Origin of the sequence: Bradyrhizobium nivariense (assembly GCF_029846695.2) — a bacterium.
In the GTDB taxonomy this organism is placed as follows: domain Bacteria; phylum Pseudomonadota; class Alphaproteobacteria; order Rhizobiales; family Xanthobacteraceae; genus Bradyrhizobium.
This window is the reverse complement of record NZ_JARWCR020000007.1, coordinates 1-26,302: the sequence shown is the minus strand read 5'-3', so window position 1 is coordinate 26,302 and position 26,302 is coordinate 1. Positions and strand designations below refer to the sequence as shown.

Annotated in this window: 24 protein-coding genes; 6 read left to right on the top strand and 18 right to left on the bottom strand. The window is 57.0% G+C overall.

Translation table 11 applies throughout. The annotated features are described in order from the left end of the window. The first annotated feature begins 96 nt into the window (after window positions 1-96). Together QCM77_RS08140 and QCM77_RS08135 are read left to right on the top strand one after the other, a co-directional pair. Window positions 97-1,533: an undecaprenyl-phosphate glucose phosphotransferase gene (locus tag QCM77_RS08140; RefSeq protein ID WP_279682811.1), complete on the top strand. Its 1,437-nt coding sequence runs from the start codon at window positions 97-99 to the stop codon at window positions 1,531-1,533. Between the two features lie 228 nt (window positions 1,534-1,761). After that, the gene (locus QCM77_RS08135) at window positions 1,762-2,865 is read left to right on the top strand and encodes a polysaccharide biosynthesis/export family protein (RefSeq protein ID WP_279682810.1); all 1,104 of its coding nucleotides are present in this window, start codon (window positions 1,762-1,764) and stop codon (window positions 2,863-2,865) included. A 300-nt stretch (window positions 2,866-3,165) separates the two neighbouring features. Here the strand turns inward: QCM77_RS08135 and QCM77_RS08130 are convergent, their stop codons facing one another. The 12 genes from QCM77_RS08130 to QCM77_RS08075 form a co-directional block, all read right to left on the bottom strand. Then, the gene (locus tag QCM77_RS08130) at window positions 3,166-3,909 is read right to left on the bottom strand and encodes a hypothetical protein (RefSeq protein ID WP_279682809.1); all 744 of its coding nucleotides are present in this window, start codon (window positions 3,907-3,909) and stop codon (window positions 3,166-3,168) included. A gap of 10 nt (window positions 3,910-3,919) precedes the next feature. Beyond that, on the bottom strand, window positions 3,920-6,334 hold the full coding sequence (locus QCM77_RS08125) for a polysaccharide biosynthesis tyrosine autokinase (RefSeq protein WP_279682808.1): 2,415 nt from the start codon (window positions 6,332-6,334) through the stop codon (window positions 3,920-3,922). A 106-nt stretch (window positions 6,335-6,440) separates the two neighbouring features. Beyond that, the gene (locus QCM77_RS08120) at window positions 6,441-7,121 is read right to left on the bottom strand and encodes a hypothetical protein (RefSeq protein WP_511337187.1); all 681 of its coding nucleotides are present in this window, start codon (window positions 7,119-7,121) and stop codon (window positions 6,441-6,443) included. Window positions 7,122-7,188: 67 nt separating this feature from the next. Further along, complete coding sequence (locus QCM77_RS08115) at window positions 7,189-8,661, bottom strand: O-antigen ligase family protein (protein ID WP_279682806.1); 1,473 nt, start codon at window positions 8,659-8,661, stop codon at window positions 7,189-7,191. Further along, window positions 8,661-9,644 carry an NAD-dependent epimerase/dehydratase family protein gene (locus tag QCM77_RS08110; RefSeq protein ID WP_279682804.1) on the bottom strand — a complete coding sequence of 328 codons (984 nt, stop codon included), beginning with the start codon at window positions 9,642-9,644 and terminating at the stop codon, window positions 8,661-8,663. Before QCM77_RS08110 ends, QCM77_RS08115 begins: the two co-directional genes overlap by 1 nt. A 4-nt stretch (window positions 9,645-9,648) precedes the next feature. Then, window positions 9,649-10,722, bottom strand: coding sequence for an ABC transporter substrate-binding protein (locus tag QCM77_RS08105; RefSeq protein ID WP_279682803.1), 1,074 nt, complete (start codon window positions 10,720-10,722; stop codon window positions 9,649-9,651). 91 nt (window positions 10,723-10,813) lie between these two features. Beyond that, the gene (locus QCM77_RS08100; protein WP_279682801.1) at window positions 10,814-11,266 is read right to left on the bottom strand and encodes a hypothetical protein; all 453 of its coding nucleotides are present in this window, start codon (window positions 11,264-11,266) and stop codon (window positions 10,814-10,816) included. A gap of 22 nt (window positions 11,267-11,288) precedes the next feature. After that, entirely contained in the window at window positions 11,289-11,741 is a 453-nt protein-coding gene (locus QCM77_RS08095; RefSeq protein ID WP_279682800.1) for a VOC family protein, read from the bottom strand. 7 nt (window positions 11,742-11,748) lie between these two features. Further along, window positions 11,749-11,988, bottom strand: coding sequence for an acyl carrier protein (locus tag QCM77_RS08090; RefSeq protein WP_279682799.1), 240 nt, complete (start codon window positions 11,986-11,988; stop codon window positions 11,749-11,751). A gap of 49 nt (window positions 11,989-12,037) precedes the next feature. Further along, entirely contained in the window at window positions 12,038-13,024 is a 987-nt protein-coding gene (locus QCM77_RS08085) for a hypothetical protein (protein WP_511337186.1), read from the bottom strand. 148 nt (window positions 13,025-13,172) lie between these two features. Beyond that, window positions 13,173-14,612, bottom strand: a complete 1,440-nt coding sequence (locus QCM77_RS08080) for an MBOAT family O-acyltransferase (RefSeq protein WP_279682797.1) — start codon at window positions 14,610-14,612, stop codon at window positions 13,173-13,175. 44 nt (window positions 14,613-14,656) lie between these two features. Further along, window positions 14,657-16,576, bottom strand: coding sequence for an HAD-IIIC family phosphatase (locus QCM77_RS08075; RefSeq protein ID WP_279682795.1), 1,920 nt, complete (start codon window positions 16,574-16,576; stop codon window positions 14,657-14,659). A 219-nt stretch (window positions 16,577-16,795) separates the two neighbouring features. Between QCM77_RS08075 and QCM77_RS08070 the strand changes: the two genes are divergently transcribed. Further along, window positions 16,796-17,860 carry a glycosyltransferase family 2 protein gene (locus QCM77_RS08070; protein ID WP_279682793.1) on the top strand — a complete coding sequence of 355 codons (1,065 nt, stop codon included), beginning with the start codon at window positions 16,796-16,798 and terminating at the stop codon, window positions 17,858-17,860. Window positions 17,861-17,894: 34 nt separating this feature from the next. Here the strand turns inward: QCM77_RS08070 and QCM77_RS08065 are convergent, their stop codons facing one another. Both QCM77_RS08065 and QCM77_RS08060 read right to left on the bottom strand, forming a co-directional pair. Next, the gene (locus tag QCM77_RS08065; RefSeq protein WP_279682791.1) at window positions 17,895-19,154 is read right to left on the bottom strand and encodes a hypothetical protein; all 1,260 of its coding nucleotides are present in this window, start codon (window positions 19,152-19,154) and stop codon (window positions 17,895-17,897) included. Between the two features lie 92 nt (window positions 19,155-19,246). Beyond that, window positions 19,247-20,416 (bottom strand): glycosyltransferase, encoded by a 1,170-nt coding sequence (locus tag QCM77_RS08060; RefSeq protein ID WP_279682790.1) that lies wholly within the window; start codon window positions 20,414-20,416, stop codon window positions 19,247-19,249. A 204-nt stretch (window positions 20,417-20,620) separates the two neighbouring features. On the opposite strand from QCM77_RS08060, the gene QCM77_RS08055 reads away from it, so the two are divergent. After that, complete coding sequence (locus tag QCM77_RS08055; RefSeq protein WP_279682789.1) at window positions 20,621-21,442, top strand: glycosyltransferase family 25 protein; 822 nt, start codon at window positions 20,621-20,623, stop codon at window positions 21,440-21,442. 3 nt (window positions 21,443-21,445) lie between these two features. Here QCM77_RS08055 and QCM77_RS08050 read toward each other — a convergent pair whose 3' ends face one another. Next, the gene (locus QCM77_RS08050) at window positions 21,446-22,255 is read right to left on the bottom strand and encodes a glycosyltransferase family 25 protein (protein WP_279682788.1); all 810 of its coding nucleotides are present in this window, start codon (window positions 22,253-22,255) and stop codon (window positions 21,446-21,448) included. A gap of 312 nt (window positions 22,256-22,567) precedes the next feature. On the opposite strand from QCM77_RS08050, the gene QCM77_RS08045 reads away from it, so the two are divergent. Continuing rightward, window positions 22,568-23,911 (top strand): glycoside hydrolase family 16 protein, encoded by a 1,344-nt coding sequence (locus QCM77_RS08045; protein ID WP_279682787.1) that lies wholly within the window; start codon window positions 22,568-22,570, stop codon window positions 23,909-23,911. Window positions 23,912-23,970: 59 nt separating this feature from the next. Here the strand turns inward: QCM77_RS08045 and QCM77_RS08040 are convergent, their stop codons facing one another. The 3 genes from QCM77_RS08040 to QCM77_RS08030 form a co-directional block, all read right to left on the bottom strand. Then, complete coding sequence (locus QCM77_RS08040; protein ID WP_279682785.1) at window positions 23,971-24,654, bottom strand: class I SAM-dependent methyltransferase; 684 nt, start codon at window positions 24,652-24,654, stop codon at window positions 23,971-23,973. Window positions 24,655-24,731: 77 nt separating this feature from the next. Next, window positions 24,732-25,427 carry an acyltransferase family protein gene (locus QCM77_RS08035; protein ID WP_279682783.1) on the bottom strand — a complete coding sequence of 232 codons (696 nt, stop codon included), beginning with the start codon at window positions 25,425-25,427 and terminating at the stop codon, window positions 24,732-24,734. Window positions 25,428-25,507: 80 nt separating this feature from the next. After that, window positions 25,508-25,714, bottom strand: coding sequence for an acyltransferase family protein (locus QCM77_RS08030; protein WP_279682781.1), 207 nt, complete (start codon window positions 25,712-25,714; stop codon window positions 25,508-25,510). Window positions 25,715-26,030: 316 nt separating this feature from the next. On the opposite strand from QCM77_RS08030, the gene QCM77_RS08025 reads away from it, so the two are divergent. After that, on the top strand, window positions 26,031-26,302 hold a 272-nt coding region (locus tag QCM77_RS08025), incomplete at its 3' end, for a transposase (RefSeq protein WP_279682780.1).

Genomic DNA, 26,302 nt, shown 5'->3' with positions numbered 1-26,302 from the left:
TTGTTCCCTCAGAGCTCAATCTCGACCGGATCGACGGACGGTCACCGGGCGCCGAACGAGCCGGCGTTATCGGAGGGTCCAATCGACGATGCTCGGTTGGTTGAAGATCTGCAGGACCGCCGCGTCGGCATTAAAATCCCTTACTCCGCTCTTACGCATCTGGTCGCGTCATTTGACGCCGCAGTGATCCTGTTTGCGAGCGTGGTTGGGACTGTACTCTACCAAATTCTTGCCAGTAGCGGCCTTGATCGCCTTGAGCCAGTGCTCGGAGTTGGCCCCGTTGCAGCATTGCTCTATGTGCTGATTGGCTACTCGACCGGGTTGTATGATCTTCGTGCCGCACTTGCGAAGAAGCGAAGGGATTCGGGCCGGATCTTCGCGCAATGGACCCTGGTTATCCTTTTGTTTACATCGTTGGCCTTCCTGATGAAAAGCGGTGCCGTCTACTCTCGCGGCTCTGTGATCTGCTTCAGTCTGCTTGCGCCCTTTTTGCTGGTGGGTTGTCGGCGGTTTGCCAAACGCATCGTGGCCGGTGTTGTGGCTGACGGGCAGGTAGAGGGCCAGCGTGCCGTTTTGCTGGGCACAGGCGAGGAATTGGCCGCGCTGGGTTTCGAGGAACTGCTGGGAAAATATGGCTTTACGGAAGTCGAGCGCGTGGTGTTCCCGGCCGGACGAGGAGGCGGGTTTGCGATGAGTGCGGGCGAGGCTACCACGCTGGAGCACGCGATCGCGGTCGCACGCACTCGAGGGGCCGAAGCAATCGTTTTGGCATTTCCTTGGAGCGATACCCGCAAAGTCGAACTCGTCCGCGATGGGCTTAGGATCTCGCCGCTTCCGGTTCGATTGCTGCCGGACCGGCGAATCCGCTCGCTGGCGGGAAATCCCTCGTTCAGATTGCAGAATTCACTTTCGGTGGAAATCCAGCGGGGACCGCTGTCGCGGGCGGAGCAGGCATCCAAGCGCCTGCTCGATATCGTCGGAGCCATGGTCGGGCTGGTCGTGTTCGCTCCCTTGATGATTCTGAGCGCGATCGTCGTCAAGTTGGACTCACCTGGACCGGTGTTCTTTCGGCAGAAGCGCAACGGCTTCAACGCCAAGGAGTTTTCCATCTTCAAGTTCAGGACGATGACTGTCATGGAGGATGGTGCCACGGTCGTCCAGGCCAAGCGGTTTGATCCGCGGGTCACCAGGTTTGGACGGCTCCTCCGTCGAAGCAGCATCGACGAGGTTCCCCAACTCGTTAACGTTCTGATGGGGGACATGTCGCTGGTCGGGCCTAGGCCGCATGCGCTGGCGCATGACAGCCACTATGGCAGATTGCTGTCGGATTATGCGTTCCGGCACCATGTGAAACCGGGCATTACCGGCTGGGCTCAAGCCAAGGGCTATCGAGGCGAGACCGCCCTTGTGGAGCAAATGAAGGGACGGATCGATTGCGACCTCTGGTATATTAATAACTGGAGCCTCGCGCTTGACCTTAAGGTCCTCCTGCTCACCTGTTTGGAACTTACAAACCGCCGGAATGTGTATTGAGCCTGTCTGCCGGGGGCGCCTTGCGCCCTGTAACCGCGATGCAACATCTTCAGGTTATCGTCGTCGCGACCGGGGTTTCGGGTCCGCTGTTCGTTGACTCGCTTGGGGAATTCGCTGAGTTTGCGGGCTGATAAATTGGGGACTTGGGTAGTGTTGAAACGGGGCTTCGTCCTGGTGAGCGTACTTTCGGCTGTTCTGCTCAGTTCGGCGGGGTGCGCGATAATGCCGATGTCGGGTCCTGAGGACCATGTCATCAAGAGCGAGCAGACGGTCAACGGCCCGGAATATGGGCTGGTGAAGCTCACCCCCACGGTCGTCGATATCGTCAGGGAATACGGTCCTGGAGCCATTGCTGGATCCTTCCCGGACAATCGTCCGCCGCCATCCATCAAATTCGGCATTGGCGACGTCGTAGCAGTATCCATCTTCGAAGCGGCCGCTGGCGGCCTGTTCATCCCGGCCGAGGCTGGTGTTCGCCCGGGTAACTTTGTTTCGCTGCCAAACCAAAACGTCGATTCGGCCGGATTCATCACCGTTCCGTATGCAGGTGCGATCAAGGCGAATGGCCGGACGCCCAGCGAAATTCAGCAGGACATCGTCAAGGCAATCGGGAATCGCGCCATCGAACCGCAGGTAGTGGTGTCGCTGATCACCCAAAACACGTCGCTGATCAGTGTCCTCGGTGAGGTCAATTCGCCGACGCGTCTTACCGCAAACGCGGCCGGCGAGCGCATCTTGGACGTCATCTCCCGGGCCGGCGGTCCGAAGGGGCAGGGTTGGGAAACCTGGGTGACGCTTGAGCGTCACGGAAAGCGTGCAACGGTTCCCTTTGGCGCCTTGGTTTACACCCCGGCGAACAATATCTGGGTGCATCCCGGCGATACGATCTATGTCTATCGCGAGCCGCAGATCTTCCTGGCCTTTGGCGCGTCGGGCGCGCAGGGGCAGTTTCCGTTCGACATGTGGAAAATCAACATGGCACAGGCCATGGCCAAGGCTGGAGGCCTGCTGGACGCCCAAGCCGAGCCCAGTGGTGTCTACGTCTACCGCCGGGAGCCGCGGGAGCTCGCGGAGCGGCTGGGCGTGGATTGCTCCAAGTTCGTCGGTCCCACGGTGCCGATCGTCTACAACGCGGATTTCAGGGATCCGGCCGCCTACTTCCTTGCGACCAAATTTGACATGCGGGACAAGGACGTGCTGTTCGCGGCCAATGCGGCGACGGTTGATACGGCCAAGTTCCTGCAGTTCGTTCGTGTCGTGATCGCGACTGCCAACGATACGATCGTTACGGCGAATAACGCCCAGATCCTCAAGCTCAATCTGCGGCAATAGTGAGCTCCTCGCCACGTACCATGTACGCGACGATTTGGCTGGCAATATCCGCAAGTGAACGTTTTGCCGTTGACCGGGCCAGGTCACGCCTCAAGCAGCGGTTGCTGGGTGACCCGCCAAGCGAATTCGCTTCGTTGCAGTCCAAACGGCCGGAGCGTCCCAAATCGCATTCGCTTCGTCAGGCTGCCGTTCCGTCAAAATTTCTTGCTGGACATCAGCCGCAAAAGTTCAATATTTGAGGAGTGGCCGAGTTTCATTGTCGCCCCAGACCGGCACGGATCAGGCTCGTTTCTAACGCTGCTAGTATCGCCAAGGCCTGAACTCGCGGGGCTCCACGCCCGGAATATCGGCGATCAGCCCTTCACCCCTCAGCGCGCGGTCCAATTGAAGGCGAAAATCCAGTCTTACTGTTGCAAGGCCGGCCAAGAGCACATCGTGGTGTCTCCATCCGGCTCCTTTCAACACCTTGACCGCGTCCCGGATCAAGCCCGTTCGGACCATAGCTACAAATTCCTTGCGGGCGCTCTCCTGCAGGTCAGCTGGGAGCACGTCGTAGATCGCCAGCACATATGGGCTGCGCAAAGCAATCCAGCCCTCATACGGTGCAAGGCGATACGACATCCGCAATTCGTCGAGATGCGCGCTGACCTGGCCGCCCTGATTGATCGCACTCCAATACTCGATGAACCATAAGAGCCCATCAGTCGGGACGCAGCTTATGGCTTTTCTTACAGACGAGCGAAGCGAGCTTAAGCGCTCATTCGCAAGGCGCGCATCAAGGGAGTTTACAGCCATCTCATAGAGACGCAGGCGGATGATCGCCGCCGCCCTGATTTCCCGAGGGTTACAAGTTGCCCGATTTTCGGCTGCAGCCAATGCAGTTTCGGCAATTGGATTACGCCCAAACACGGTCCCGGAGAGAACCGCGCTGGCAATGTTGTCCAGCTGCACGTCCTGAGTTGGACTAAAAAAAAACAGCACGGCCCAGCCTGCTGAAGAGAGGGCGATCAGTACGAGGATTGATCTGCCAACGGCATTGGCCATTCGCTACCGGTTAGTCCACGTACCCGTACCGCGAGTAATATCGGTTGCGGTAATAGCCTCCGCTGTGCGTGTCGTAACGGCTCATGGCGGCGACGTTCACCTTGTTGAGAACCGCGCCCATGAGGCGCTCACGAACCATTGGCGTTTCTTGGATGACACGCTCGACGACGTCGACCTTCGATTTCGCCCATTCAATAACCAAAATGTACGAGTCGGCTAACGTACCTGTCGCGCGCACGTCGATAACCGGCGCCAATGGACTGAGATCCAGGATGATGCGGTCATATTGCTCGCGCAGATCCTGAAAGAACTTTTGCATTTGCGCGGAGGCCAGCAGGTCGCTCGAGTTCGAGAACCGTGAGGTTACCACGCACGGCAGGAAGTGCAGATTGGTCTGCGGATCGACCCAGAGCGCGTCCTTTAAGTCTACCTTCCCGAACACGACCTCGATGAGGCCAACGTCTGCCGAACGACCAAGACGATGGGTTAGACTTGGATTACGAATGTCGCCATCAATGAGAAGGGTGCGCAGTCCGCTCTGCGCCGTGGTTTGAGCCAAAGCCTCGCTCACCGTCGATTTCCCTTCGTTGGGAAGAGCCGAAGTGATCGCGACGACTTTATGAGGCGAGCCATAGTTGCTCAGATCGGTCGCCAATTTGATCGAACGAAACGCTTCCGCGAACCGCGAAAATGGCGAATTGATCGCGAAGCGCCCAACGCTGTCGTCGATCGTAAGCTGCCGGCCGCCCGGGCGAGTTACATCAGTCGGTCCCGCCTCCATGGCGCGGCTCGGCTGGCCGGTGGCAACGGTCGGACGAGAGCCCGGCCGCGAATTCGGCATCCAATCGCGCGGGAATGGCAACCATCCCTTGAGGCGGCTCAGCGAGCCCTTGGCTGCCTGGTCTGCTCCGAAACCAACGATCGGGACAGAGGCGAGACAATTGGTCTGGAGCAGCCTTTCGACCTGATTGACGGTCCGGAAGACGCGGTCGAGCATTTCAAGGAAGATCGCAACCAGACCCGCGAGAATGCCGCCACCGACTATACCCGCCAGGAGAACCAAGGCCGTCTTGGGGGACGTCTTCGGTGTAGATAGGGCAGATGCCTGAGTGATGACCCTTGCCTCCGTTATCGGGAAAGATTGCTGCTGCACCGAGACCATGTAGAGCTGCAGGAAATTATCCGACAAGGCGCGGGCGCTTTGCGCGTTGCTTTCCAAATCCCTCAACACGATCTGGGCCTGGCTCGTATCATTTGATACGGCGATCGTATCGTTGAGGCTCTTTTGGCTCGCTTCCTCGCGAGCGTTGGCGATCGCAAGATCGCTCTTGTAGGCCTCAGCCGTCCGGCGAAGCTCATCCAGGATGGAACGCCGGATCTCGCGCATCTGGTTGCGCAGGTTCACAACCGCCAAATGGGTTGGGCCATATCGATTGGACCAGTCTGATGCCTTAGCTGCGTAATCAAGATAAGTTCCGCGCAGCTTGGTAATGACCGGATTGGCCATTGAATCATTGACGGTCGCCAAATCATTCAAAATGACCTGAGGGTCGCTCTCGTCAGCATTGAGAATTGCAGTGATCCGTTGCAGCTTGGCCTGCGCCTCCGCCCGCTTTCCGCGGGCCTCGGTTAGACCGCTGTTGATCTCGGCGAGTTGCTGCTCAGTCAGCAGGCGACCGCCGGCGTCCACGATATTGTTCTTGGCCTTGTAATCGGCCACCGCGCGTTCGGCGGAGGAAGCCTGGGCACGAAGCTCCTTCAGGCGATCCTGGAGCCATACCGCGGCGCGGCGCGAGGCTTGGTATTTCGATTCAAGGGTGTCGGTAATGTAATTCTCTGCGACCGCGTTTGCGATTTGTGCTGCCAGATCAGGCGAGAGCGATTGGTATGATATTTCGATGACGTAGCTTTGGGCGACGCGCTTGATAGTCAGCCCGCTCACAATGCGTCCGATGGCCGTTCGCATGAGCCCGTCATCGGAGGGCTTCTCTTCCGGGAAGAAGCTTGCGAGGAGCTGGGTCACTTGGTTTAAGAAACCCGCGTCCTCGCGCATAAATACCGTCGAATCCAAAAGCCGCAAGTCCTTGATGACCGCCGAGGCAATGGTCTCGGATTTCAGGACTTCGACTTGGCTATCGACCATGGCTGTGTCGATCGGATTGTCTCCTGCCGCTCCGACTTGCGTTTGCAGACCCTGCATCTTGCGGCTGTCCATCAGAAGGACGGAGGTGCCGGTGTAGCGCTTGGGTGCGGTCAATAAGTAAACGCCCGCCATGCCAAGGCAGAGCAGTACCGTGATGATCATCACCGGGTATTGCCGAGTGATCAGGCCAAGGGCGACAGAAAAGGTGTGCTCATACGACGCCGTGTCGTTGCCTTGGATTTGCGTCGAGGCATGAGAATTTGGAATTCGTGTTTGAAGCATCCGGCCCGTCTACCCTGACTGATATTCGTCGCGGCTACTCAAAATCAAAGCGACCGCATCCAAGCGCCGAAAAATTCGGATGGATCGTTGAAGGAAGGCCCAAAGCTCAGCACGAACCTGATACGGTACAGACGATCGTCGTGGTCGTTCCGCCCGCTGAGCCCGCACCGCTAACGCTTGAACTAAAATAATTTGTCGGATTGTTGGACACGCTGTTGGCGACAAAAGTTTGAAAGGACGAGCCGGCACCCGATGTTCCGCCCGTCGCTGACGTTTGGCCGCCGACGCCGCCCGAGGAGCCGGTTGTGGCGCCTGAGAGAGCCACGCTTCGGGTTGGATCGTTTCCGGTGAGGGCCGCGTATTGCGCGTTGGCATCAGCCGATCCCGTGGCACCAAGGTCGCCCTGGATCTCGAGGGAAAACGCCAGATCGGTCGTCTTGCAGACGTTGGCCGCCTTTCCGAGGCCGGTCCCGATAGCCTTCTGGAGAGCGGAGGTCGAAGCCCCCTTGTTGGTCAGATCCTTCAAAATCGCCAGCACCGCAGGAAGCGCCTGAGGATAGGACGCCACGAAGGTTTGTACGTCGGCGGCCACGTCATCCGGGCTGCGAGGTCCATTTGGCCCTTCGAGTAACGAGGACGGGTTCGTGGTAAAACCAGCTGCCTTTTGTGCGGTACCAGGATCGTTCACGCAAGCGGCAAACGCGCCTTCGGGCAGGCACAACGCAAACGCACAAAACATGGCCGAGAAAATCAGCTTTGACGACAACCGGTGTCCATTAATGCTCATAATTCCAGCCTCTTCCAACCTGCTAATTCGGTGTTTTTAAAGGAAAATTAGGCAAATGTACAGCGGCTCACGACTTATTGGAAGGATAGGTTAACACCTTGGCTCTACTCGAAAATGATTGAGCCATGCCCATCCCCAAAATGGGGCAGACCGCCAGAGCAAAGCCCGGAACTTGCAGTGGAAAATCAACCTGCGAATGAAGGATCACCAATAGGCCAATCCAAAAGGCCGCGGTCGGGAGGATCGCGTCACGATTACGCCCCAACATTCCTTGGAACAGGACGACTAGGGAAGCGAGCCAACCGATCCCCAACAACAAGGCGAAGGGAATGCCCATTTCGGCGGCCGCTTCGAGCGTCGAATTATGCGCCTGCTCCCAAACTCCATATGATGGAATATCGCCGCTTCGATATTCTGGAAAGACCCAACGATAGGTCCCCAGGCCGGAACCGAGCCAGGGAAAGTCTCTGATCATTTCCATCGTCGAAACGTAGGCCTGCCAGCGTCCCGAATCGAAAAATCCTTGCACTCCGAATTTTTGGTTGACCATGGGTGCAAGGATCGAAATAGCGCCGACAATCAAAAGCATGGCCGCGATCGGAAAAACCCAGAGGAGCCTGCGCTTCTTTAATCCTCGGCGAAAATAAGCTCCTACGGCCCCGGCCAGACAAAGCAGCGATAGGACGGATCCCGCGCGCGATCCGGTCAGCATCGTCGTGGAAAGCATTGCAAAGCACGCCAGCAGATAAAAGGTTCTTAGTGGCGAGAAGGTGTGGAGGCGAAACCTGATCACCTCGCCCCACGAAAGTGGCGGTCCGGAGAAACGATCGCTACTCATGCTAGAGAAGACCAGAACCCACCCAATGGTTGCGGCCCCGAAATAGGAAGCGGCAACATTCGGATTGATGAAGGTTGCAGTGATTGAGGCCAAATAGTTGTACTTGCGGTGCCAAAGCAAATAGTCCGGCCAGAAGATGTGGGCGATCAGTCCATAGCTGGCGTAGGCCAAGGTCGATCCCAAAAATGACATTAGCAAAAGGCGGGCGGCGCGCCGGTCGCGGCCAACAAGGTACCCGCACAGCATAGACAGGAGGCAGGCGATCTGTGATCCGGCCGAGAAGAAGGGCTGATTGAGGGCTACGGAAATCGAGCCGTTCAATTGCTCGCCCAGGATTGCGGAGGTCTGCTCCCAGATTGGGGCCATCAATCGCAGCGACAGCGGTGACGTGTGATGCAATTGTTCGCTGACGACGAATGCCCAAGACAATGAGATCGCTGCAAATCCGCACAGGAAAGCAAGGTCTCGCGAGCTAATCGCCTGCGGGACGGTCAGCAAGAGCACGGCAGAAAGCAACAATACCCAGACCGCAACAATCCGCATATCCATGGAGGCGAAAGGAAGCGGCGCCAGGGCAACCAGGATACAGAGCCCCGACGTCGCCAACATGGCAGGATAGCTGGGTTTCTTTTCTTTGCCGATTGTACGAACATCAGCTCTGTTCTTGATCGAAGATCGTTGGTTGCGATCAAGAAGACCCATCAATCAAAGTCCTTCAGAGCCGACTCGCGTTTCCATTCGATGAGCGAGCTTTCCAAATCGTAAGAAAACTTGAAGCCGCTTTTGACAAGTTGTTTAGGCAGAATGTTCGTCGAGAACCATAGCTTCCTTACGCGGTCCCGATTGATGCCCGTCTTGAGGCCAACCGACTGCAAGGCTTCAAAGGGGAGTACGGCGAGATTCATGAACCAGATTGGAATGGTCAGCCGCGGCTCTTTGTAGCCAGCGACCCGGGAGAACGCAGCACAGATTTCGCTGATTGTGTACCGGTGCTCAAACGAGAAATTATAGATGCGGACGCCGTCATTCTGGTTCGACATGAAGATCATGGATGAGACAAGATCTTTCACGTAGCCGCACGATTTGATCGTGTCTGTCCGACCCGGATAGACGAAGGCATTCCGTTCCATCATCCGCGAGAGCCTGGTGAAATTTCCCCGCTCGTGAAGTCCGTAAATGACGGCAGGGCGAACGATCGTCAGCTTCCGATCCAAGGCTTCGGATTGCCAGAGCAGATGGATTTCCTCGGCCGCGAGCTTTGAGCGCCCATAAGCGCTCACGGGCGCCGGTGTGGCCTCTTCATCGAGCGCTGCTTCGCTTGGTCCGTAAATCGAGATGGAGCTTGTGAAGACTATGTTGTTGCAGCCGATTGCGTTGGCGAATCTGCAGACGTTTACCGCCCCTAGGACGTTCGTATAATAGTAATCACCGTCCGGGTGCCCAGGCGTAACATGGATCGCAGCTAGGTTAAAGATGTCGGTGGGGCTCCCGTCCGAAATGCCGGAATCGATGGTCTTCCGCACATCATGGTGCAGATATTCGACGCCGGCTACACTGGCCCTGGGCTGGCCGATGTCGACCGACACGACGCGCCTATACCTTTGCGATGCCACGAGGCATGTTGCCAGATGGGTTCCAATGAAGCCTGCGCCGCCGAAAATGATAGCTTGAGTAGCGTTAGACATCTGATCAGGGCTCTTCGCGATTTAGATTATTCGCCTCGCTACGATAGGCCTCTTTCAGAACGTCGTAGTTGACGGCGCGGGTCAGATCGACCGGTTCTTGTAGGAGACGTCGCTGCAAAAGCTGTGCATGGAGCACGCGAATGCGCCTCTCGTCCAGCTCACCAAACCTTGTCCCATAGGGGCGCAAGAAACCACGCTGCGCATCCATGAGTCGAGCGATCAGCGGCCGCGAAAGAGGCGTATCGATAGAGTTGGCGATGATGGGAATTGTTCGGTCGTAGTCGGCGTATGCAGCGCTCCAGCCCGCGGCGGTCGCGATGACGAACTTCTCGAGACTGCGCCGCTTACCGAGAGTGCGCTCTTGAACAAAGTAGACTGGTCCTGCGGCGTGCACGCCGTAGGAGGCGGGACTTAGCGTCTTGTACTCTATGTTCCTCCGCGCCAACTCCTGACCTTCAATGTCGAGGCGACCAAGGAGCACGTCTATCTTCCGGTCCAGCAGATCCTGCAAGGGCTCCTCACTTTCGATCGGGAGGAGCTTGCTTTGCGCCAGGGAGTTCTTCGCAACAAACTCGGAGAGAACGACAGAAAGCTCGGGTCCCCTCTTGTACCCTATTCGCTTTCCCTCCAGATCCGATGGACGCAACAGCGTGGTGTCGGGCAGGGTAAAAAACTCGACCGGACTCGTCGCATAGCATCCGGCGAAGGCGACAATTGCGAGCCCTTCCGATCGCGCTTTGAGGAACGCCGCGGCCGATGCGACTCCTATGGTATGTTCGTCGGCCGCAACAGCAGCTATTGCGTCACCATCCCCCGAGCCGGCTACCATGCGCACGTCAAGGCCTGCCCGCGCGAACAGGGCGTCGGATGCCGCCAGAATCGTTCCAGCCGACGCGGGCGATATGGCGCGATTGAGTTTGAGCTTGTATTGAGCCGTGGCTGGAAGCTCTGCCCCTTCGCTTGGGGAGGATGTCAGCCAAATGAAAGCGAACGTGGCCAATAGGCAGGCAAGATTAAACCCGGCAACGGCACGTGAGATGGAACGAGCGGTATGGGGTTTGGGTCGAACTGTCTTCATCAGTATATCCGTGCTCGTGGAGCCAGCTAGTGGCTGTCTCACGCGACGCCCTGAAATGTAGGGGACCCTGAACACAGCGGCGGCAGGAAATTCAGTAGAGTTCGCGGTATTCGTACCTGAAGGAAGTCGAGCCTGTCCCAACACCCAAGGTCTTCTGCAGCCTCTGGTACCCCCCCAAAGGTACAAGAATGCAGTCGGTGCTGCCAGCATAGCACACCCGGACGTTAATCGTTTGGCCGCATATGTTGCTGACAATGACGATCTGATCAATGATTTTAGGGTTAATTATCTGGGCGTGCGTCATGGGGTGGACCGCGATGCAGGCTCGGCCATCCGGTGTCTTGTGCGGAGGCGCGTACGTTCCGCTCATTGTCTGAAAGCTGTTGGGGGGCTGCGCTGAAACTCCTGTACCACCGGTGATTGGCGCGGTCGTTTTTCCGAGCTGAGCTTGAGCCGATCTGCCAGGGATGGTCAGCGCGATGAGCAACAACCCGAAAACGACGCCCGCTTGCGTTGAAATATTTCGACGGATCTCGTTTGTCATCGACTGTCCATGTGCTGGCGATTTACGATCCGCGGCGCGAGCCGGTATGCAGAATTTCGATAAGTCCGAAACCGGAAATGTGGTGAAACGAAACATCCTGGCCACCGAACAAAATGGCTGGCGTTGGGGGGCTAACCGTTAGGATCTCCATGCCGGCGGCCGAAAGGGCGGCAAGTGCCGCGTCAGCGTCGGAGCATGTATAGCATAAATGGTAGATCATCGTGCCCGTCTTCTTGATTAGCATATCAATCGGGGACGGACCATCCCCCGGCCAAATCACCTCAATGTCAGGCATCGTCGGGTGATGACGCATGGCAAGGTTGACCCGCTGTAGGGGATCAAACGCCGAATTCCCTGCTGTATAGCCAAGCGACGCCAGATAGCGAAATGCGTCATCCGGAGAGGCGACAGCCAGGCCGAAGTGATGAAAGGCAAGGTTAGTCAAGGCTGGAGCAATCTCGCGGGATTCCGACACTTCGAGCTCAGATCTTCTTCTGAATCAGTTCGACGAACTCGCCGACGTTCTTCAGTCCGCCGATCTCGGATGCGGAAAACTTGACGCCAAAGGACTTCGAGACCGCCAGAACGAGACGAATGTGAGACAGGCTATCCCAGCCGTCAACATCGTCGGCCGTGATCTCCGGCGTCAAGGCGAGGTTGTCCTCATCGAGCACGTCGCGGAAGACAGATGTGAGCTTCGCGTAGATTTGAGCTTGATCCATAGTGAATATCCTTGACGTCGACGTTCACGCATCGACCGTTGGTGACTATTCAATGATCGGACGATGCTGCCGTAGCCTGTTCGGGAGCTCGCGATGAAACCTTTGGCTTGTTAGTCTTCTCCTGACAGGCAAAAGAACTCAAGACGCTGGCCAATCTATCCGACCAGATGTTGGCCAAGTGTCGCTTTGCATGTACCTCGTCAGAGTAATCCAAATCTCCGTCAAGATCGCCCATCGATATTGAGATGAAGTTTGACCGTTCCTTGAACTGCCCGGACAATTCCTGAAGCTTTTGTTCGTAGCCGGACTGATACGGACTTGCGTCGCGGTGCCATGATGGGATCGGAAGATCGACGAGTACCACTCGCTCTTCCGAATCAAGCAACGACGCAACCGTGCTCCTAAGTAGGTTGAACTGCGTCTCGGAAATCGCGCCCTTGAACCCCATGCTTTCCTGCCAATACTCCAGGGCCTTTTTCTTGTCCTGTTCCGACATCACCGCAGCCTCACGTTCAAGCTCCGTCCGTTGTGCGGACCGGCGCCCGGTCAGGAGCAGATTGACGCCCATTCTGGCTTCGCGTGCAGCCTTCTCGACTAGGAGAAGCGGGCGAATCGCCATGACGCCGGCATCGAGCCACTTGGAAGGTAGGAGCGCGACGGGGCCATTGGCGGTCCGGCGGTAGAAGCCGTATCGGTACTTCTCAATATCGAGGTCGGATTCTCCGCGATTCCGATCGGGATCAGCAAATCTGATGTCGGAATCCGCAAACATCCCATACCAGACGCCAATGACGAACGTATTCGGCGCAGCACTGGGACTGCTCTGCGTCTCGCGCACCAGATCGATGACCTGAGCAACCTCCGATATGTTTGCGCCGCCCATCGCGAGATTGCTGACCTTGGCGCACGCCAGTTTCGGTTGGATGAGCTTCTGGATGAAGCCGACGGCCGTGTTGGAGGCTCCTACGATAAGCACCTTGTTGTCCGGAGTGTCGAGCACGCTGCGCCCGAGGAACACGTACTTCGGCACGGTCATGAACAGTGTGCGCTCTGCCACCTGAAAGTCGCGAGGCCCTCCGTGCGAAGGGTCTGGGAACACCAGGAAGGATAGGCTGCCAATCAGAGCATAGAGAAACGCGAATGATGTAAGGGTCAGCGCGGTCTGTCGAAGGATATATCTCAACTTAGAACGCCTTGTAGACGAAGTCGGGAGACTTATGGAGCAACGCGGTGACCGCGACGATGACCATCATCTGGCTCGCCAGCGTCAGGTTTCGGCCGACAAGGCTGTCGCGCGCGGTTGCCAGAAAGGCTGGCGCGATCAGGCGGGGAGCGACCCGATCAGCCAGCCACCAGAACAGTCCAAACGCAAGCGCAATCCCGGCAAACGCAGCCGACATCCCGGCAGGGCCAAGCCGGCCAATCAAACGCGTGAAATCCGACAATTCAGGCGTCCACAGGCATGTCAAGGCCAACACGAAATAGCTGATTGTGACGCCGCGCGCAAAATAGACGTAGCCCAAAGTCTCGGTCATCGTTCTGTAGCGCTTCTTTCCAAGGCGTTCCGCGCAGGCGACCTGCCATAGCTTGTTGATGCTAGCGCCAGCCCCCATCAGCAATCCGTAGACGACGAACACGGCCGTGGTCCCGTGCCAAACGCCCATCACGAGAAACGTGACGAAAAAAGCGAAAACGCCAAGATAGGCCGTGAGCGCGGGCGCAGGAAAACAAGACATCAGGAGCATGACGAGCGGATTAAACAAATAGAACTTGAACCACTGTGAGAGCGTCATGTGCCAACGCTGCCAAAACTCGAGGAAGCTACGGGCAGAGAAAGGTTTGTCGAAGTTTTCCGGCAAGGCCTGACCGAGTAGCACCCCGCTGCCGAGAACTATGTCCATGTATCCGGAGAAATTATAGTACAGATACACGGTGTAGAGCGAGGCGGCGGCAGCATAGAGCATACACAGCTTCGCGAGCGACGGGTCGCCAGCCTGAAGTAGCTGCGGCTTCAGGAACGAGAACGCGTACTCTGCCACAGCGGCGATGATCACAAATTTCGCGTAGCCGGCAACCACTCTGGAAAAGGCCTGGAATACGGTGTCTGCGTCGAGCTTGACAACGGCAATCCCATCTGCGGCGCGAAAGTCCTGATAGCGCTGGATCGGACCGGACACAAAGCACAGAAAATTGCACGTGTAGCGGAAGAATGCGGTCGGCCCGATTCGCTCTTCGAGGTCCCCCGAATGGACATCGACCATTATGTGCAGGATTCGGAACAGGATATAGGACAGCCCGATCGTCAAATATGGAAAGGGGAGACGACCGAGGTCATCGAAGAAGGAAAACCGCTTCAGGAAGACATAGCATACCAGGACGCCAAGGATCGCGAGACCCAGCGCAAGCGAAGACTTCCAGACGGAAAGAATCGAGACGCACGCATAGCCCAAGAGCAGAAAAGCAAGCAGGGGCAGGATCTGGATGTAGTCGGTGAGGTAACTGGCGATGAAGATCGCATTGCCGAATCCCAGCACCAGCCTGCGATACCGAACGGACTCGCTGATGTGATAGGCGAGAATGACTCCGGCCAGGAAAGCGAAAAACAGAGGTGATGTGAGGCTCATCGACGATCAGCTCGGGCGTAAAGGCTTGCGGGAAAAAGATAGGCTTAAGCAGGCAGCAGCTGCAGTTGTTCACGCTCCACAGTCATCGGCAGGTCGCCGAATTCTGCATCGGTTTTGAGCTCCCATCGGCTGCTGCCGTCGGAAGCGGTTTCTATCCGCGTAAATCCAAGCTTTCCATAATGTTCGGCGACCATCTCGTTTCGCTCGGTTGGAAGGTAAAGGCCTTCCAGGGTCGAGATGCCCGCAGCGCGCGCACGGAACAAGATCTCAGCAAGCACCGCCTGTTCGACGCACCGTCCCAGCACCCGGCAGCTCATTAACCAGGTGTCGATGGTCCAAGCGCCCGGGCGGGACAGGCGGCATATGACGACACAAATGATCCCGTTGTCGCCGAACTTATCAAGCAACCTGACGTGCAGCGTCATCGCATCACCGTCGTGCTCGAGCTGTTCGATCTGAGGCTCGGTATAACGGCGAGTGGTCAGATTGAACTGGTTGCTCTTGTTGATCAGCTGTGTAACGCGCGACCTCGTCGTGCGATCGAAGGAGCCGAACACGATGCGCATCTCCAGTGACCGCAGATAGGACTGAAGGTCCGACGTCTGTCCCTGCAAATTCAAGCGGCGGGCGTTTGCCTGATACATGTCGGCCCGCGCGCGATCTTCATCGGAAAAGGCGATCGCCTCAAAATAGCCTGCTGCCGCCAGGGTGCGCGCGTAGCCGGCGGGATCGCTGTCGAGTTCGGGAACCGCCACTTCAGGGATTTCGCGCCGGATCAGGCCGCGCTCGACCGGATTGTCGTCAAGGAAAACGAAGGAATCCAGACCAAGCGCCAATTCCTGTGCGATCGCACGTATGTTGGTTGCCTTGTCATCCCAGTTTGCTTGGAACACGGCGATGTGATCCTCCTTCAGGAGCATATCCGGATGCTCCTTGAAGGGACGCCGTGCGATCGCATCCGTATTTTTCGAACTTACGGCCAGAACGACGCCACGTGCACGCAAGGCGAGGGCAAGCTGCTGGACCGACAAGAACGCTTCGCCTGTGGCGTCGCCTTGCGCGATCTGAATTCCTTCAAGTCCATCGTCACCGATGATGCCACCCCAAACCGTGTTGTCGAGGTCGAGCACGAGGCATCGGCGACTCTTGCCGCGCATCGCCCCAATGATCCGGCAGACGTGATCTGCGTAGAGCGGAACGTAATCATCGGAAAATGGCAGTTTCGCCAAATTCCATTGTGCGGGGGAATGCCAGTCTGCGAGGCCAGCCGTTTCAGCAACGCCTGCTACGTCGAGGAGCAGATCGTTTGACTGGAGGACCGCTTCGCACAGCTTTTGGTTGAAGCGATCAACGAGGTTTCTGCTGGTTCCGCCCAGCGCGCGATCGAAGGATCCGAACAGCCCTTCCGGAGGAGCAGCAAGTGTTTGGACGATGCAGACAGCACCGCTGTTGCGCGCAATCGCCGCACGAATGGTGTCGAGGAGGCCAATTGCGGCGTCAATGGTCTGAGCGGCAACCTGTTCGTTGCCAGGGCTCGGTTGAAGCGCAAGGCCTCTGTGATCGAGCGCAACCAGGACCGCGTCTGGTCGGGATGTGTTGAGACGTGAGTCCGGCTGCAACACGTCCTGGAGGAATTGATCGTACGCACCGGTGATGCATTCGAGGGCAAAGCCGTGGCGCGCGGCCGTTGCAATCAGGACGGGGACCATGAGATCCAGGGTGCCGTTTCCGATCAGGCCAAGCCGAAATGGAGCTAAAGGTTGCAGGGACCGTCCCTGCTCGCGGGCCGAGACAATCGCGCGTCCCAATCGCGAAAGCTGCCGCTCATCCAGCGCGTGGGTCGCGAGAAACCGGATTTGGCCTCCCAACTCGGCCCCGGTCATCAAAAGGTCTTTGCAGTGAGAAGAGAAATCCTCGGGCGGTCTTGGAAGCCAAGACAGTTCCCGATACAGTTCAGCGGACATCGTCACTTCCAAGTCTACGTAGATTTGTGGTTGTACTAGCAAATCGCGTACCATGCCAGTTAGGTCAGATCCGTGAACACAATTAGACGGTTTCGTGGCGCGGCTCTTCACCACACCCGACTCTCCTTCGCCTCGTTGGGGTGTCCTTATCACAAGACAGAATGAAGGAAGCTGGCGTGGGAAGTGGACCGACCAGAATGTACGTCAGTCAGGATTGAAATGCCCCGGGACCCGAGTGAATTAGCTCTTTCCGTCGTCATCCCGAACTACAACTATGCAAAGTTTGTAGGCGCGGCGATCAGGAGTGCGTTGGGAATTCAATGGCCTAAGGTGGAAGTGGTCGTTGTCGACGATGGATCGACAGACAATTCGCTTGAGGTGATTGGAAAGTTTGCGGACAGAATTACGCTTATCGAACAGGCAAATGCCGGCCAAATGCCCTCGTGCGTGAATGGATTCCACCGTTCTTCAGGCGACGTCGTCATCTTTCTGGATTCCGATGATGCGCTACATCCCGACGTAATGACCGAAATTGCGGCGGTTTGGTCTGAAAAAGCCAGCAAATTCCAGTTTCAAATGCGAACAATTGATGCAGATGGAAATGCAACGGGCAGCATTCTGCCACAGTATTTTGTGACCCCTACGCCTCAAGAAATTCGTGAGTGGGCAATTACTGCGGGCGTCTACCCGACCCCGCCGGGATCTGGCAATGCTTATCCACGCGAGGTCGTTGATCAAATTTTCAGTTTCAAGACCGACTTCATGGACAGGGCGCCCGACAGCTATTTGGTGACGGCTGCCCCCGCGTTTGGTGATGTTATCACAATCCCCAAACCGCTGGTGGATTACCGCGTCCACGGGGCAAATCACGGTGCATTTTTGGAATTGGAAGACAACCGCTTCGCCCGAGAAGTGGATGTCACCCGACGACGGGTTGGGTATTTTCGCGAAATTGCCGCCAGTGTTGGGTTGTCCGTCGCCCCTGAAGCGTTGAACAGAAACATGCTGTTTCTTTGCTTGCGCGCTGCGTCATACGCATTGCGGCCCGACCGTCATCCGATCGCGAAGGACAGCGCAGGCCGCATCATCGCTGACTTTCTCCGAGCCCTGTCCTATCCGCAGGGTTTTTCATACACCCAGCGAATGTCATTGCTATTCTGGACTATAGCGGTGGTGGCTGGCCCCAAGCAGCTATCGCGCTCCCTCGTAAGTTGGCGCTACGCACCAACAAGCCGGCCCAGATTGATGAGGGCCGCCCTCAATGTTTTTAGGGTGGTGAGGTAGTGCGTTCCACGGTGGGATATCGGCACAACGGGCGTCATGGCCTGGACAGCCGACGTATGTTCGGCACGAGGGTCAGAAGCCAGATCAAGAGACAGTAATTTGGCTTGAGCAGAAACGAAAAGCCAATCCAACTCACCAGAAAAAAGTGGCAGGCCTCGACCCGCAGGGAACTCGAATACAGTCGGATCGTGACCAGCGTCAGCAGCAGAACAAATCCAAGCAAGCCGTATTCGTAAGTTACCTTCGCCCAGGTCGGATCGGCCACTTCATAGGTTAATCGGGCCACCGAGAGGTCCCGGAAGAAGCTGCCGGCGCCCTTGCCGAGCCACGTGTTTAACATCCCGCCGTCGAGACTGTTTTGTACCATCTCCATCGGGGCCACAAATCGGGCATAAGCGCTCGTTCCGGACTTTCCAAACTCAGACAGGCGGTCAAACCACGGGGCGAGAAACGGGAGCTCCAGATTGTAGAGAATGACGAGCAATAGCAGCGCCCCGACCGCTGAGGCGATAAAGGCAGGAATGCGATTTGCCGTCTTGGGTAGTAGCAAGCCGGCGAACACTGCGATCAATCCAGAGCCAGAGAACGAGCAGAGCAAGCCCGCTACAAGCAGACCCAATACGATCAATCTCTTTCTGGTACGATATTCGATGAGGAGCGCGAGCCCGGTTACAAGCGACAGATCGGCCGCTTCACGAAGAAAGAACCCGTTGGCTTTTACGATGCCTCCTTCTTCACGGAAGAAAGTGTAGAAGCCGGCGCCGCGCAATGATGCGGGTAATACAAAGTAAATGTTCGCGAGTGCCTTGAGGTGAAGTCCATTGACCAGCGCGATTTGCAAAACGGCCGTTGCTGCGATCGCGGACGCCGCCAAGACATAGGCGTTCAGCGTGTAATCCTGAACAGGTTCAAGTCCGGGGCGCCATTTGAAACGGAAGCACAATGGTAGGTAGAGGACGGTCAGAAGCAGAAGCGAGCTCCAGGACGTGCCGGAAGTTGCGAAGGGAATACGAAACGCGGCGAGCGCGATCACGCTTATGAACACAAACAGGGAAGGAACGCTCGGCGCGGCGTATCCGGAGGCTAACAGGTAGGCTGTCGTCAGAGCGTAGCAGACCAGATCGCATGCGAGCGGAAATTCTCCGATGTTGTAAGCAATTTGGCCAAGGAAGAGGACGGAGAAAATCGAGATCGAGACCAAGCGCTTTCCGGTCGAGTTCAGTTCGAAATCCGACTGAAGTTCCGAGATCGGGCCCGACGCCGAGTCAATGGTGCTGGCGGTGTTCGAACTCATCTAGCGTCCGTCGACGGTCTGCGGGCCTCGAAGCCGGTCCATTTGGAGGCACCCCGCTGCGACTTGCCGGCCAAGATACAATGCCGTTCCCCTCACAGAAAGACCTTCGAAAGATAACGGGTTCCGGCTTCCAGGCCGAACCGGGCGGAAAGCAACTCGAACAGTGAATTCTGGTTTCGATTGAGCGTGGCAAGATCATCGATGTTACGAATGATGGTCTCGGCGAGGCTGTCCAAGCCGTCGGCAGGGAACATTGCCGATTGTTCAGTGACCGTGGTGCCGGCCAGCGCATTGCGTAAACCGAATATCGGCAGCCGCTGGAACGCATAGTCCAGAACTTTGAGTTTGAACCCGCCGCCAAGCATATCCGGCACCAGCCCCCCGCGGCAGGACGCGACAAATGGCGAAACATCGTCGACACGTCCATGGAACGATAAATGCGGGCGGAAGCTGCTGAAACGATCGCGAAAATGCTGCGGGACTGTACCGACGACGTTGAGGGTGACTCCATTCTGCTGGAGCGCCGGCAACAGGCTTTCCACAATTAGTTCTAGGTTCCTTTGCTTAGCGCCCCATTCAAAAGAGCCCAGGAGCAGCAATGAACGGGGGCAGTCGGATTGGATCTGACGGGCAGGGGAGACTGCGCCGAGATAGACCGGCGGAACAATGTGGACGTGCTTCGAGAACCGCTCGAAGTAGGATGCATCCTCGGCAGAGATACACGTGACAGCATCTGCACTTTGCAGAATCCTGTTCTCCAATCTGCGATATTTTTCGGCATCCAGCCGCATGAGCGTCCGGCGCAGCGGGTTGTTGAAGCTGCTAGCGATCCGCGGCCGGATGGCGCCTTCGGCGTTATGCGAGATATAGCAGATCGAGGCGCGTTTGCGGTTTTGCAGAATTGCGGAGAGCGGCCCTGCGGAATAGGCGTGATCGATCACGATCCAATCCCAATTCTGCTGAAGCAGTTTTGCCAAAGACCGGTTTAGTTCGGACGTACTCAGATTGAAAGCATCTCGCGGAAGGCGCGAAAGCAGACTCCGGAGGCCTGATGAGCCGGTGGGAGGAACGTCGACACAAATGGTGTTTGGCAGGCTCAGGATATGGTTGCCTACCGGCTCGTCAGTCCTGCGGGTCCCAACCAGCGTGATTGCAGCTTCATTGGTCTGCGCCAGCGCTTTCAACAGGCCTGCAGAGTAGAGCGCGTCGCCGGTGAATAGCGGCGTAGGCAGTCGTCCGCAGATCCAGAGGATGTTCTTCATTGCTCAACCGTAAGGAGATTTGCCGTCGAGGCTCAGTTGTCCAATGTAGATTAGGGCACGGTGATGTCAGCGGCAAGATTTCGAGATTTGGTGAACCCGCTCGATTTGGTAATTAGCTGCCTGACCTCTAACTAGCACTGGCCGCATGCTTGGTCTACAGTTCGCCCGTTGCACGATTAAAACCCATGCCTTTTCGGAAGCACCATGGCAAACGAGACCAAAATTCCGATCTTCATCATTAATCTGACGCGTGACAAGGAACGTTGGGAGAGCATCCGGAACTTTATGGTCCGGGCTGGGCTGCCCTATTGCCGATTTTCGGCAATCGACGGAAAACGCAAATTGTCCTTGATCCGCTCCGTGATCAGAAGGGACTTTATCAACACAAAGATCGGGCGTCCGCTGACGACTGGCGAGATCTGCTGCACGCTGTCCCACATGGGTATTTTGCGTCGAATGGTGCGACAAAACATCGATCGGGCGGTCATCCTGGAAGATGATGCCGAGTTTTCGGACAGCTTTCTGGAATTTTATCGCACTGAGCTGCCGCATTATCTGGCGCGTTGCGACGTAGTTAAGCTGGAAGGCATCTTCTATGATCACACCTCCCGCACTGGCCCGGTCATATCCAGTGGGAAGCTTACGAAACTCATTGTGCCTTTGAATCCTACGCTCGGGTCGGCCGGATACGCGGTCAACCTGCGTGGCGCGAAAGCATTGTTAAGCCGCCTTTCCATCCTCGACTGGCCGACCGATCACCTTTTAGTTGGCTATGAAGGATACAACGCTACGTTTGGAGAGATCCGGCCCTTGTTGGTTCAGCAAGCGTCCGTCATCAGCAACATCGAGATCGATAGGCGAAAAGAGTGGAACCAATCCAAGGCTGACACGTCAATGATCAATAAGCTCCGTCGGCGGGCAGGCTGGCTGGGGCGTGCGTTGCACAGGCCCATCGTGATGGTGCGCAATGTCCTGATTGCCAAAGTTGGTCGAGGCTTTCGGCGTACGCCCGCGCGAGCTTTGTGATTGTCAGGCGAGAGACTCTCGCCTCGGTGTGCGCAGCCGGCGCTTGATCAGGAATTTTGCAATGTAGGCAAACCGCAGCGCGGCACGGCTCGGTGCCCTGAGTTTATTCTGCAGTCGCCGAAGCCGCCGGGAGGCATCAACGTCCAGATCGAATACCTTGCGTTCGTGCTCGAGATTGCTGGTGTAGTCGGCTTGCCGCGCAAGGAAGGGTTCCGTCTCGGCGTAATCGACCCAATGGCGATCATAATATGCGAGCTTATGATCAAAGGGTCGGTCAGCGACAGAGACTGCCTTGAGCAAGGCGATGGCGCCCTCTTTGGTTACAGCATAGGCGGCTGCGCCGAGGGTTGGTTTCACGCGAATAACGAGCTCGCTCGTAACGCCTTGCGCAATCAGGAATCCGGATTTCGATGTGTGGGGGTAGTGAATGCCTTCGAATTTCACGATGTCGGTTGCCGCCAGGAATCTCGGCAGATCATTCTGGTAGAACTGTCGAAACTGGCTGTCGAAAACGACATCATCCTCGAAGATCATCGCGGCGGGCAAATTCTGCCGCACGATGCGCTTCAATGCGGAGATGTGAGAGAGGTAGCAACCGATCTCGGCATCGGTGAGATGACGATTTTCGGACGGATAGACGAACTCGCGATGAACGATGCGGCGAATGAGGTTGATCTTTTTGCGAGCGTCGACGGCGCGGACCTTCTGATAGGCGATACCGAGCCCGTCGAGGGCGCCCGAGAGGCTTCGCCATCGAGCGATGTCGCGATCAAGATTGATAATGAGCGCGGGTGGGGCAAATCCGGCCGTCACGGGTTTCCTCGCCAATCTGCAGCAAGCCTAGCGGGTAGCTGATGGAACGAGCGATAGCAACTGTGTTCCGCCTTTTGGCCTCGCTTCGTCAACACGGACGGGGAGCATCGTTAGGGCAGCCACTATCGCTTTGGGATGGTTGACCACCGCAATCATGGAAGAACCCGCAAAATGTAGGATATTCGCCTCACTGACGTCGACATCCCGGGCAACCTGAACGCCCGCCCGGAGGCGGTCAATGCGGAGCATGATCTGGACATCGATGGCGCCCTGTCCGTAAATGACGCTGGATTTGAGAAAGGTATCTCAGGGATGATGACTCCCGGAATTCATAAGTCAGCGCTGCTGGCGCTGCTGTTTGTTGGTGCTGTGTTGCCCACAAAGCCGGCATGGTCTGCCGGTTGGGAGCTCGTGTTTTCGGACGACTTCAACGGCGACAAGCTTGACCGGACGAAATGGGCCACCCGCTATATCTATAACAACGAAACGATGGACCATTTTAAGGACGAGAACCAGCGCTATCGCGACAATCACGTCGTCTCCGGCGGTGCGCTCAGCCTGGTAGCCAAGAAGACTGAGGGAACGAACCTCTTCGAATCCGCGATGATCCGAAGCCATCGAACCTTCTATTATGGTTACTATGAGGCGCGGGTGTTTCTGCCGAACGCGAAAGGCGTGTTTCCGGCCTTCTGGCTCGAGGCCGACTACGACCTCGACGGCAAGACCTGGCATCCGCCCGAGGCGGACATTTTCGAGTTCGTAATCAACGGGGTCGAGGATAAGGCAAACTCGCTGCATTCCAACGTAATCGGTCCGTTCAACGAAAAGCAGTACACTTACATTGACAGGAATTTCCTGGCCAAGTTTCAAAACATGTACGCGAGCGAGGATCTCAATCTTGGCTGGCACACCGCAGGCTATCTCTGGGCTCCCGACAAGGTCTCGTTGTTCTGGGATGGCAAGCTGATCTACACCCGCAACTATCAATGGTTGCGCAAGGATGGCCAACTCGGGCCGCCCGCACATGTTGACCTCAATTTCGCCGTCGGCGGCAGCGAATGGGCGGGCCGGCATGGGATCGATGAGGCCGCATTTCCGCAGGCCTTCAAGATTGACTATGTCCGCGTCTGCCAGTTCACCGAATCCGACAAAGGCGCGCGCCAATGCGGGCCGAGCGAAGTCACGCCCGACCCCAAGCAATTCGGTTATTCGACGACGATCAACGACATGCCGAAGCCGACCTTCCTGAAGGTCGGCAACGTCGCCGGCAAGCCGGTCAGTGCCGGTGCGGCGTCTCTCGGCGCCTCCCAGGCGGTCACTGTGGAAATCCCGATCAGGTTGCCCGAGGGATATCCTTCGAACAGGACGCTTCAGGCCTCTCTTGTTGACCAGGCGAACGGGACGGCCGCGGCGACAGCGAATGCGAAACTGGAGCCGGCATCTCTGAAGAAGCGATCCGACGGCGCCAGCGTGGTGGAGCTCTCGCTGCCCGCAGTCATGCGTCCCGGATCCTACGCCCTGACGGCGAGGCTGATATCGGAGGTGAGTGGCGACAAGGGAAGGCAGGTGCTGCCGAGCCCGGTCGCTTGCAGCACCGAGATTGCGCAGCCGGAGAAGGCGCTCTCGTGCCGGCTGCTGTCGCTCCAGGTGCGCTGACGATCCCGCGCCGCTCGTTGAAGTGCGAGCGGACGGGGCGCCACGACGAAAGCCGGGGATCAGCCGGCGCGCCTCATCTTGCCGACATAGATGCCCGGCTGGTTCGGGACGTAAGGCAGTTTTGATAGAATAGCGGCGTGCAAATTATGATCCTCGGGCGTGCCGAACAATTCTTCGTGCACAACCTCGAATTCAGGAGCAAATGTGCGGAGCAGATTGCGCGTGATGGTGATGGGCTCCGCCGGCGTTGGCGGATGATCGATTTCCACGCTCAGGAGGAAAAAACCGCCCGGCTTCGTCACGCGTTTTATCTCGCCGACGGTACCTTCAAAATCGTCGACATGATCGAGTGCATTGAGGCAGGTCACGAAGTCGAAATGTCCGTCGGGGAAGGGGATCTTGTGCGAAGGAGCGGCGCAATATTCCATCTTGTGCCGACCGATTCCGAGCTTGCGATAGTCGGGCACAAGCGGGTCGAGCCCGACGCGCTGGGCCGCGACGTCAGCCCATTCCAGGCTGCCGCGGGGGCCGCATCCGATGTCGAGGACGCGCTTCCCCGAATAGGCACTGCGATCAAGCTCGAAAGCGGACGTGTAGAGCGGCTCGTAGTGCGTGTTGACCAGAACTCCTCTCTCGACGGAATAGCGATCGCGCCAATAGGCCAGTTCAGCTCGCCGCTTGGCGATCGATGGAAATGCAGCTTGGAATAGGGGCCCAACTAGTCCTCGTGCTTGGCTAAACATTTGGCTCGACCTCCCTGTGATGTCGCGCGTTCTAACCTGCTCTCATAACCACATACCGCGTCATAGAAATGGCAGGCTTACGCTCTCGCAACAGCCGGTTTGGGAACCCTCGACAATCCGAGCCGCTGCTTTAGCCAATTCGTCGCAACTTGCTCTCCACAAACATAGACCCAGTGCGCCAGCACAATGCTGATGAGAAACATCCCTGTCAGCGCAAAGATGCCGGTTCCGAAAAGCTGTCTTGCTGTGTCAATGATCGGCAAATGGACTAGGTACAAGGAATAGGACCGGTCGCCCAACCAACGCAAGATGTTGAGGTCCGGGAGTTCCTTCAATTTTTCCAGCGTCAGTCCCGCAACGACGAGGGCGCCGGATGCGCCGCCAATCAATGTCACCCTCGGAAGCGGATGCTCAAGATCGAGTTCAAAGACTTTCCTGCACACGATAAAGAGCACGGCCAGCGCGAGACTCATCAAAAGGCTCGAGATCGCGACTCTCGTTGAGTTCGGAATCATCAATGTCGAAATTAGAACACCGATACCGAACTCCAATAGGAGCGGGCCGGTCCAAATTCTGAGCATGGGGTCTTCCGGTGCCATTAGCAAGCCAGCGAGCACGAGGATGAGCAACAGCGCGATCACCGATAGCGCTGCCTGTCTCGTTAGCATGCAGATGCCGAAAACCATGTAGAAGAACATTTCATAGTTCAGCGTCCATCCCGGAATAAGGAGGGGCCAAATGTGTCCGGTTGGCTCGTAAAACGGCAGGAACAAGAGGCTCTTGGCCAGCTCAGTGAACCCGAATGGGGAATATGGCGGCGCGCCGCACATCCTAAGGACGCAGGTCAGTGAGGTTAGTAGCCAATACAACGGAACAATAGGATGAGCCTAGCTACTATGAATTCGGAGGCTGTACGGTTCCGGCACGTTACGCCCATGATGAAACCGGAAATCACAAAGAAGAGGTCGACGCCAAATAGTCCTAGCTTAAAGAGCTTGAGATGAAAGATAACAACGGCCAGAACGGCTATACCGCGAAGCGCCTGAATAGATTGCAGCACGCTGAAGCTCCTAGTTGTGTGCTATGTAGCCTCACATTCATTTTAGAATCGTCGACGCAACCGTGTTGAAAGCGGCTTAGGTTGCCGGTTGTCCCTGACGACCAACGACTGGTGTCGGTATAACCGCACAAATCGACATATTTGTGTACGCATGTTTGTTTAGTCGTGCACACTCTGACCCTTCAGTCGCGCTGCTCAGGCATAGAGTTTACATGCTGAACGTCGGCTGAGACCGATCTGCGCGAAATGACGCGGACAACTCCAGAATCCGCATTAGCAGTCTGCTGAAGAACCCCCTCGCCACGGAGGGGGCTTGATGATTCACTTTATCCATCTCGAATCGGCAGAGGCGATCATGCGCGGCAGGTTTAAGGACCAGGGCGGCCTGTTTTCGTACATCGCGCCCGATAAGCGTGTGCCAGCGAACCATCCGCTGCGGAAGGTCCGGGAACTTGTCCGGAATGTTTTGAGTGATTTGAACCGCAGCCTTGGGAGGCTCTACGCCAGCGAGGGGCGTCCTTCGATCCCGCCGGAGCAATTGCTGAGCGCCTTGCTGTTGCAGGTGTTCTACGGCATCCGCTCGGAACG

Coding starts and splice junctions, on each gene's coding strand:
- QCM77_RS08135 (WP_279682810.1), top strand. CDS start 1,762: ATGTCGGGTCCTGAGGACCATGTCATCAAGAGCGAGCAGACGGTCAAC.
- QCM77_RS08130 (WP_279682809.1), bottom strand. CDS start 3,909: ATGGCCAATGCCGTTGGCAGATCAATCCTCGTACTGATCGCCCTCTCT.
- QCM77_RS08125 (WP_279682808.1), bottom strand. CDS start 6,334: ATGCTTCAAACACGAATTCCAAATTCTCATGCCTCGACGCAAATCCAA.
- QCM77_RS08120 (WP_511337187.1), bottom strand. CDS start 7,121: ATGAGCATTAATGGACACCGGTTGTCGTCAAAGCTGATTTTCTCGGCC.
- QCM77_RS08115 (WP_279682806.1), bottom strand. CDS start 8,661: ATGGGTCTTCTTGATCGCAACCAACGATCTTCGATCAAGAACAGAGCT.
- QCM77_RS08110 (WP_279682804.1), bottom strand. CDS start 9,644: ATGTCTAACGCTACTCAAGCTATCATTTTCGGCGGCGCAGGCTTCATT.
- QCM77_RS08105 (WP_279682803.1), bottom strand. CDS start 10,722: ATGAAGACAGTTCGACCCAAACCCCATACCGCTCGTTCCATCTCACGT.
- QCM77_RS08100 (WP_279682801.1), bottom strand. CDS start 11,266: ATGACAAACGAGATCCGTCGAAATATTTCAACGCAAGCGGGCGTCGTT.
- QCM77_RS08090 (WP_279682799.1), bottom strand. CDS start 11,988: ATGGATCAAGCTCAAATCTACGCGAAGCTCACATCTGTCTTCCGCGAC.
- QCM77_RS08085 (WP_511337186.1), bottom strand. CDS start 13,024: ATGACCGTGCCGAAGTACGTGTTCCTCGGGCGCAGCGTGCTCGACACT.
- QCM77_RS08080 (WP_279682797.1), bottom strand. CDS start 14,612: ATGAGCCTCACATCACCTCTGTTTTTCGCTTTCCTGGCCGGAGTCATT.
- QCM77_RS08075 (WP_279682795.1), bottom strand. CDS start 16,576: ATGTCCGCTGAACTGTATCGGGAACTGTCTTGGCTTCCAAGACCGCCC.
- QCM77_RS08070 (WP_279682793.1), top strand. CDS start 16,796: ATGCCCCGGGACCCGAGTGAATTAGCTCTTTCCGTCGTCATCCCGAAC.
- QCM77_RS08065 (WP_279682791.1), bottom strand. CDS start 19,154: ATGAGTTCGAACACCGCCAGCACCATTGACTCGGCGTCGGGCCCGATC.
- QCM77_RS08060 (WP_279682790.1), bottom strand. CDS start 20,416: ATGAAGAACATCCTCTGGATCTGCGGACGACTGCCTACGCCGCTATTC.
- QCM77_RS08055 (WP_279682789.1), top strand. CDS start 20,621: ATGGCAAACGAGACCAAAATTCCGATCTTCATCATTAATCTGACGCGT.
- QCM77_RS08045 (WP_279682787.1), top strand. CDS start 22,568: ATGATGACTCCCGGAATTCATAAGTCAGCGCTGCTGGCGCTGCTGTTT.
- QCM77_RS08040 (WP_279682785.1), bottom strand. CDS start 24,654: ATGTTTAGCCAAGCACGAGGACTAGTTGGGCCCCTATTCCAAGCTGCA.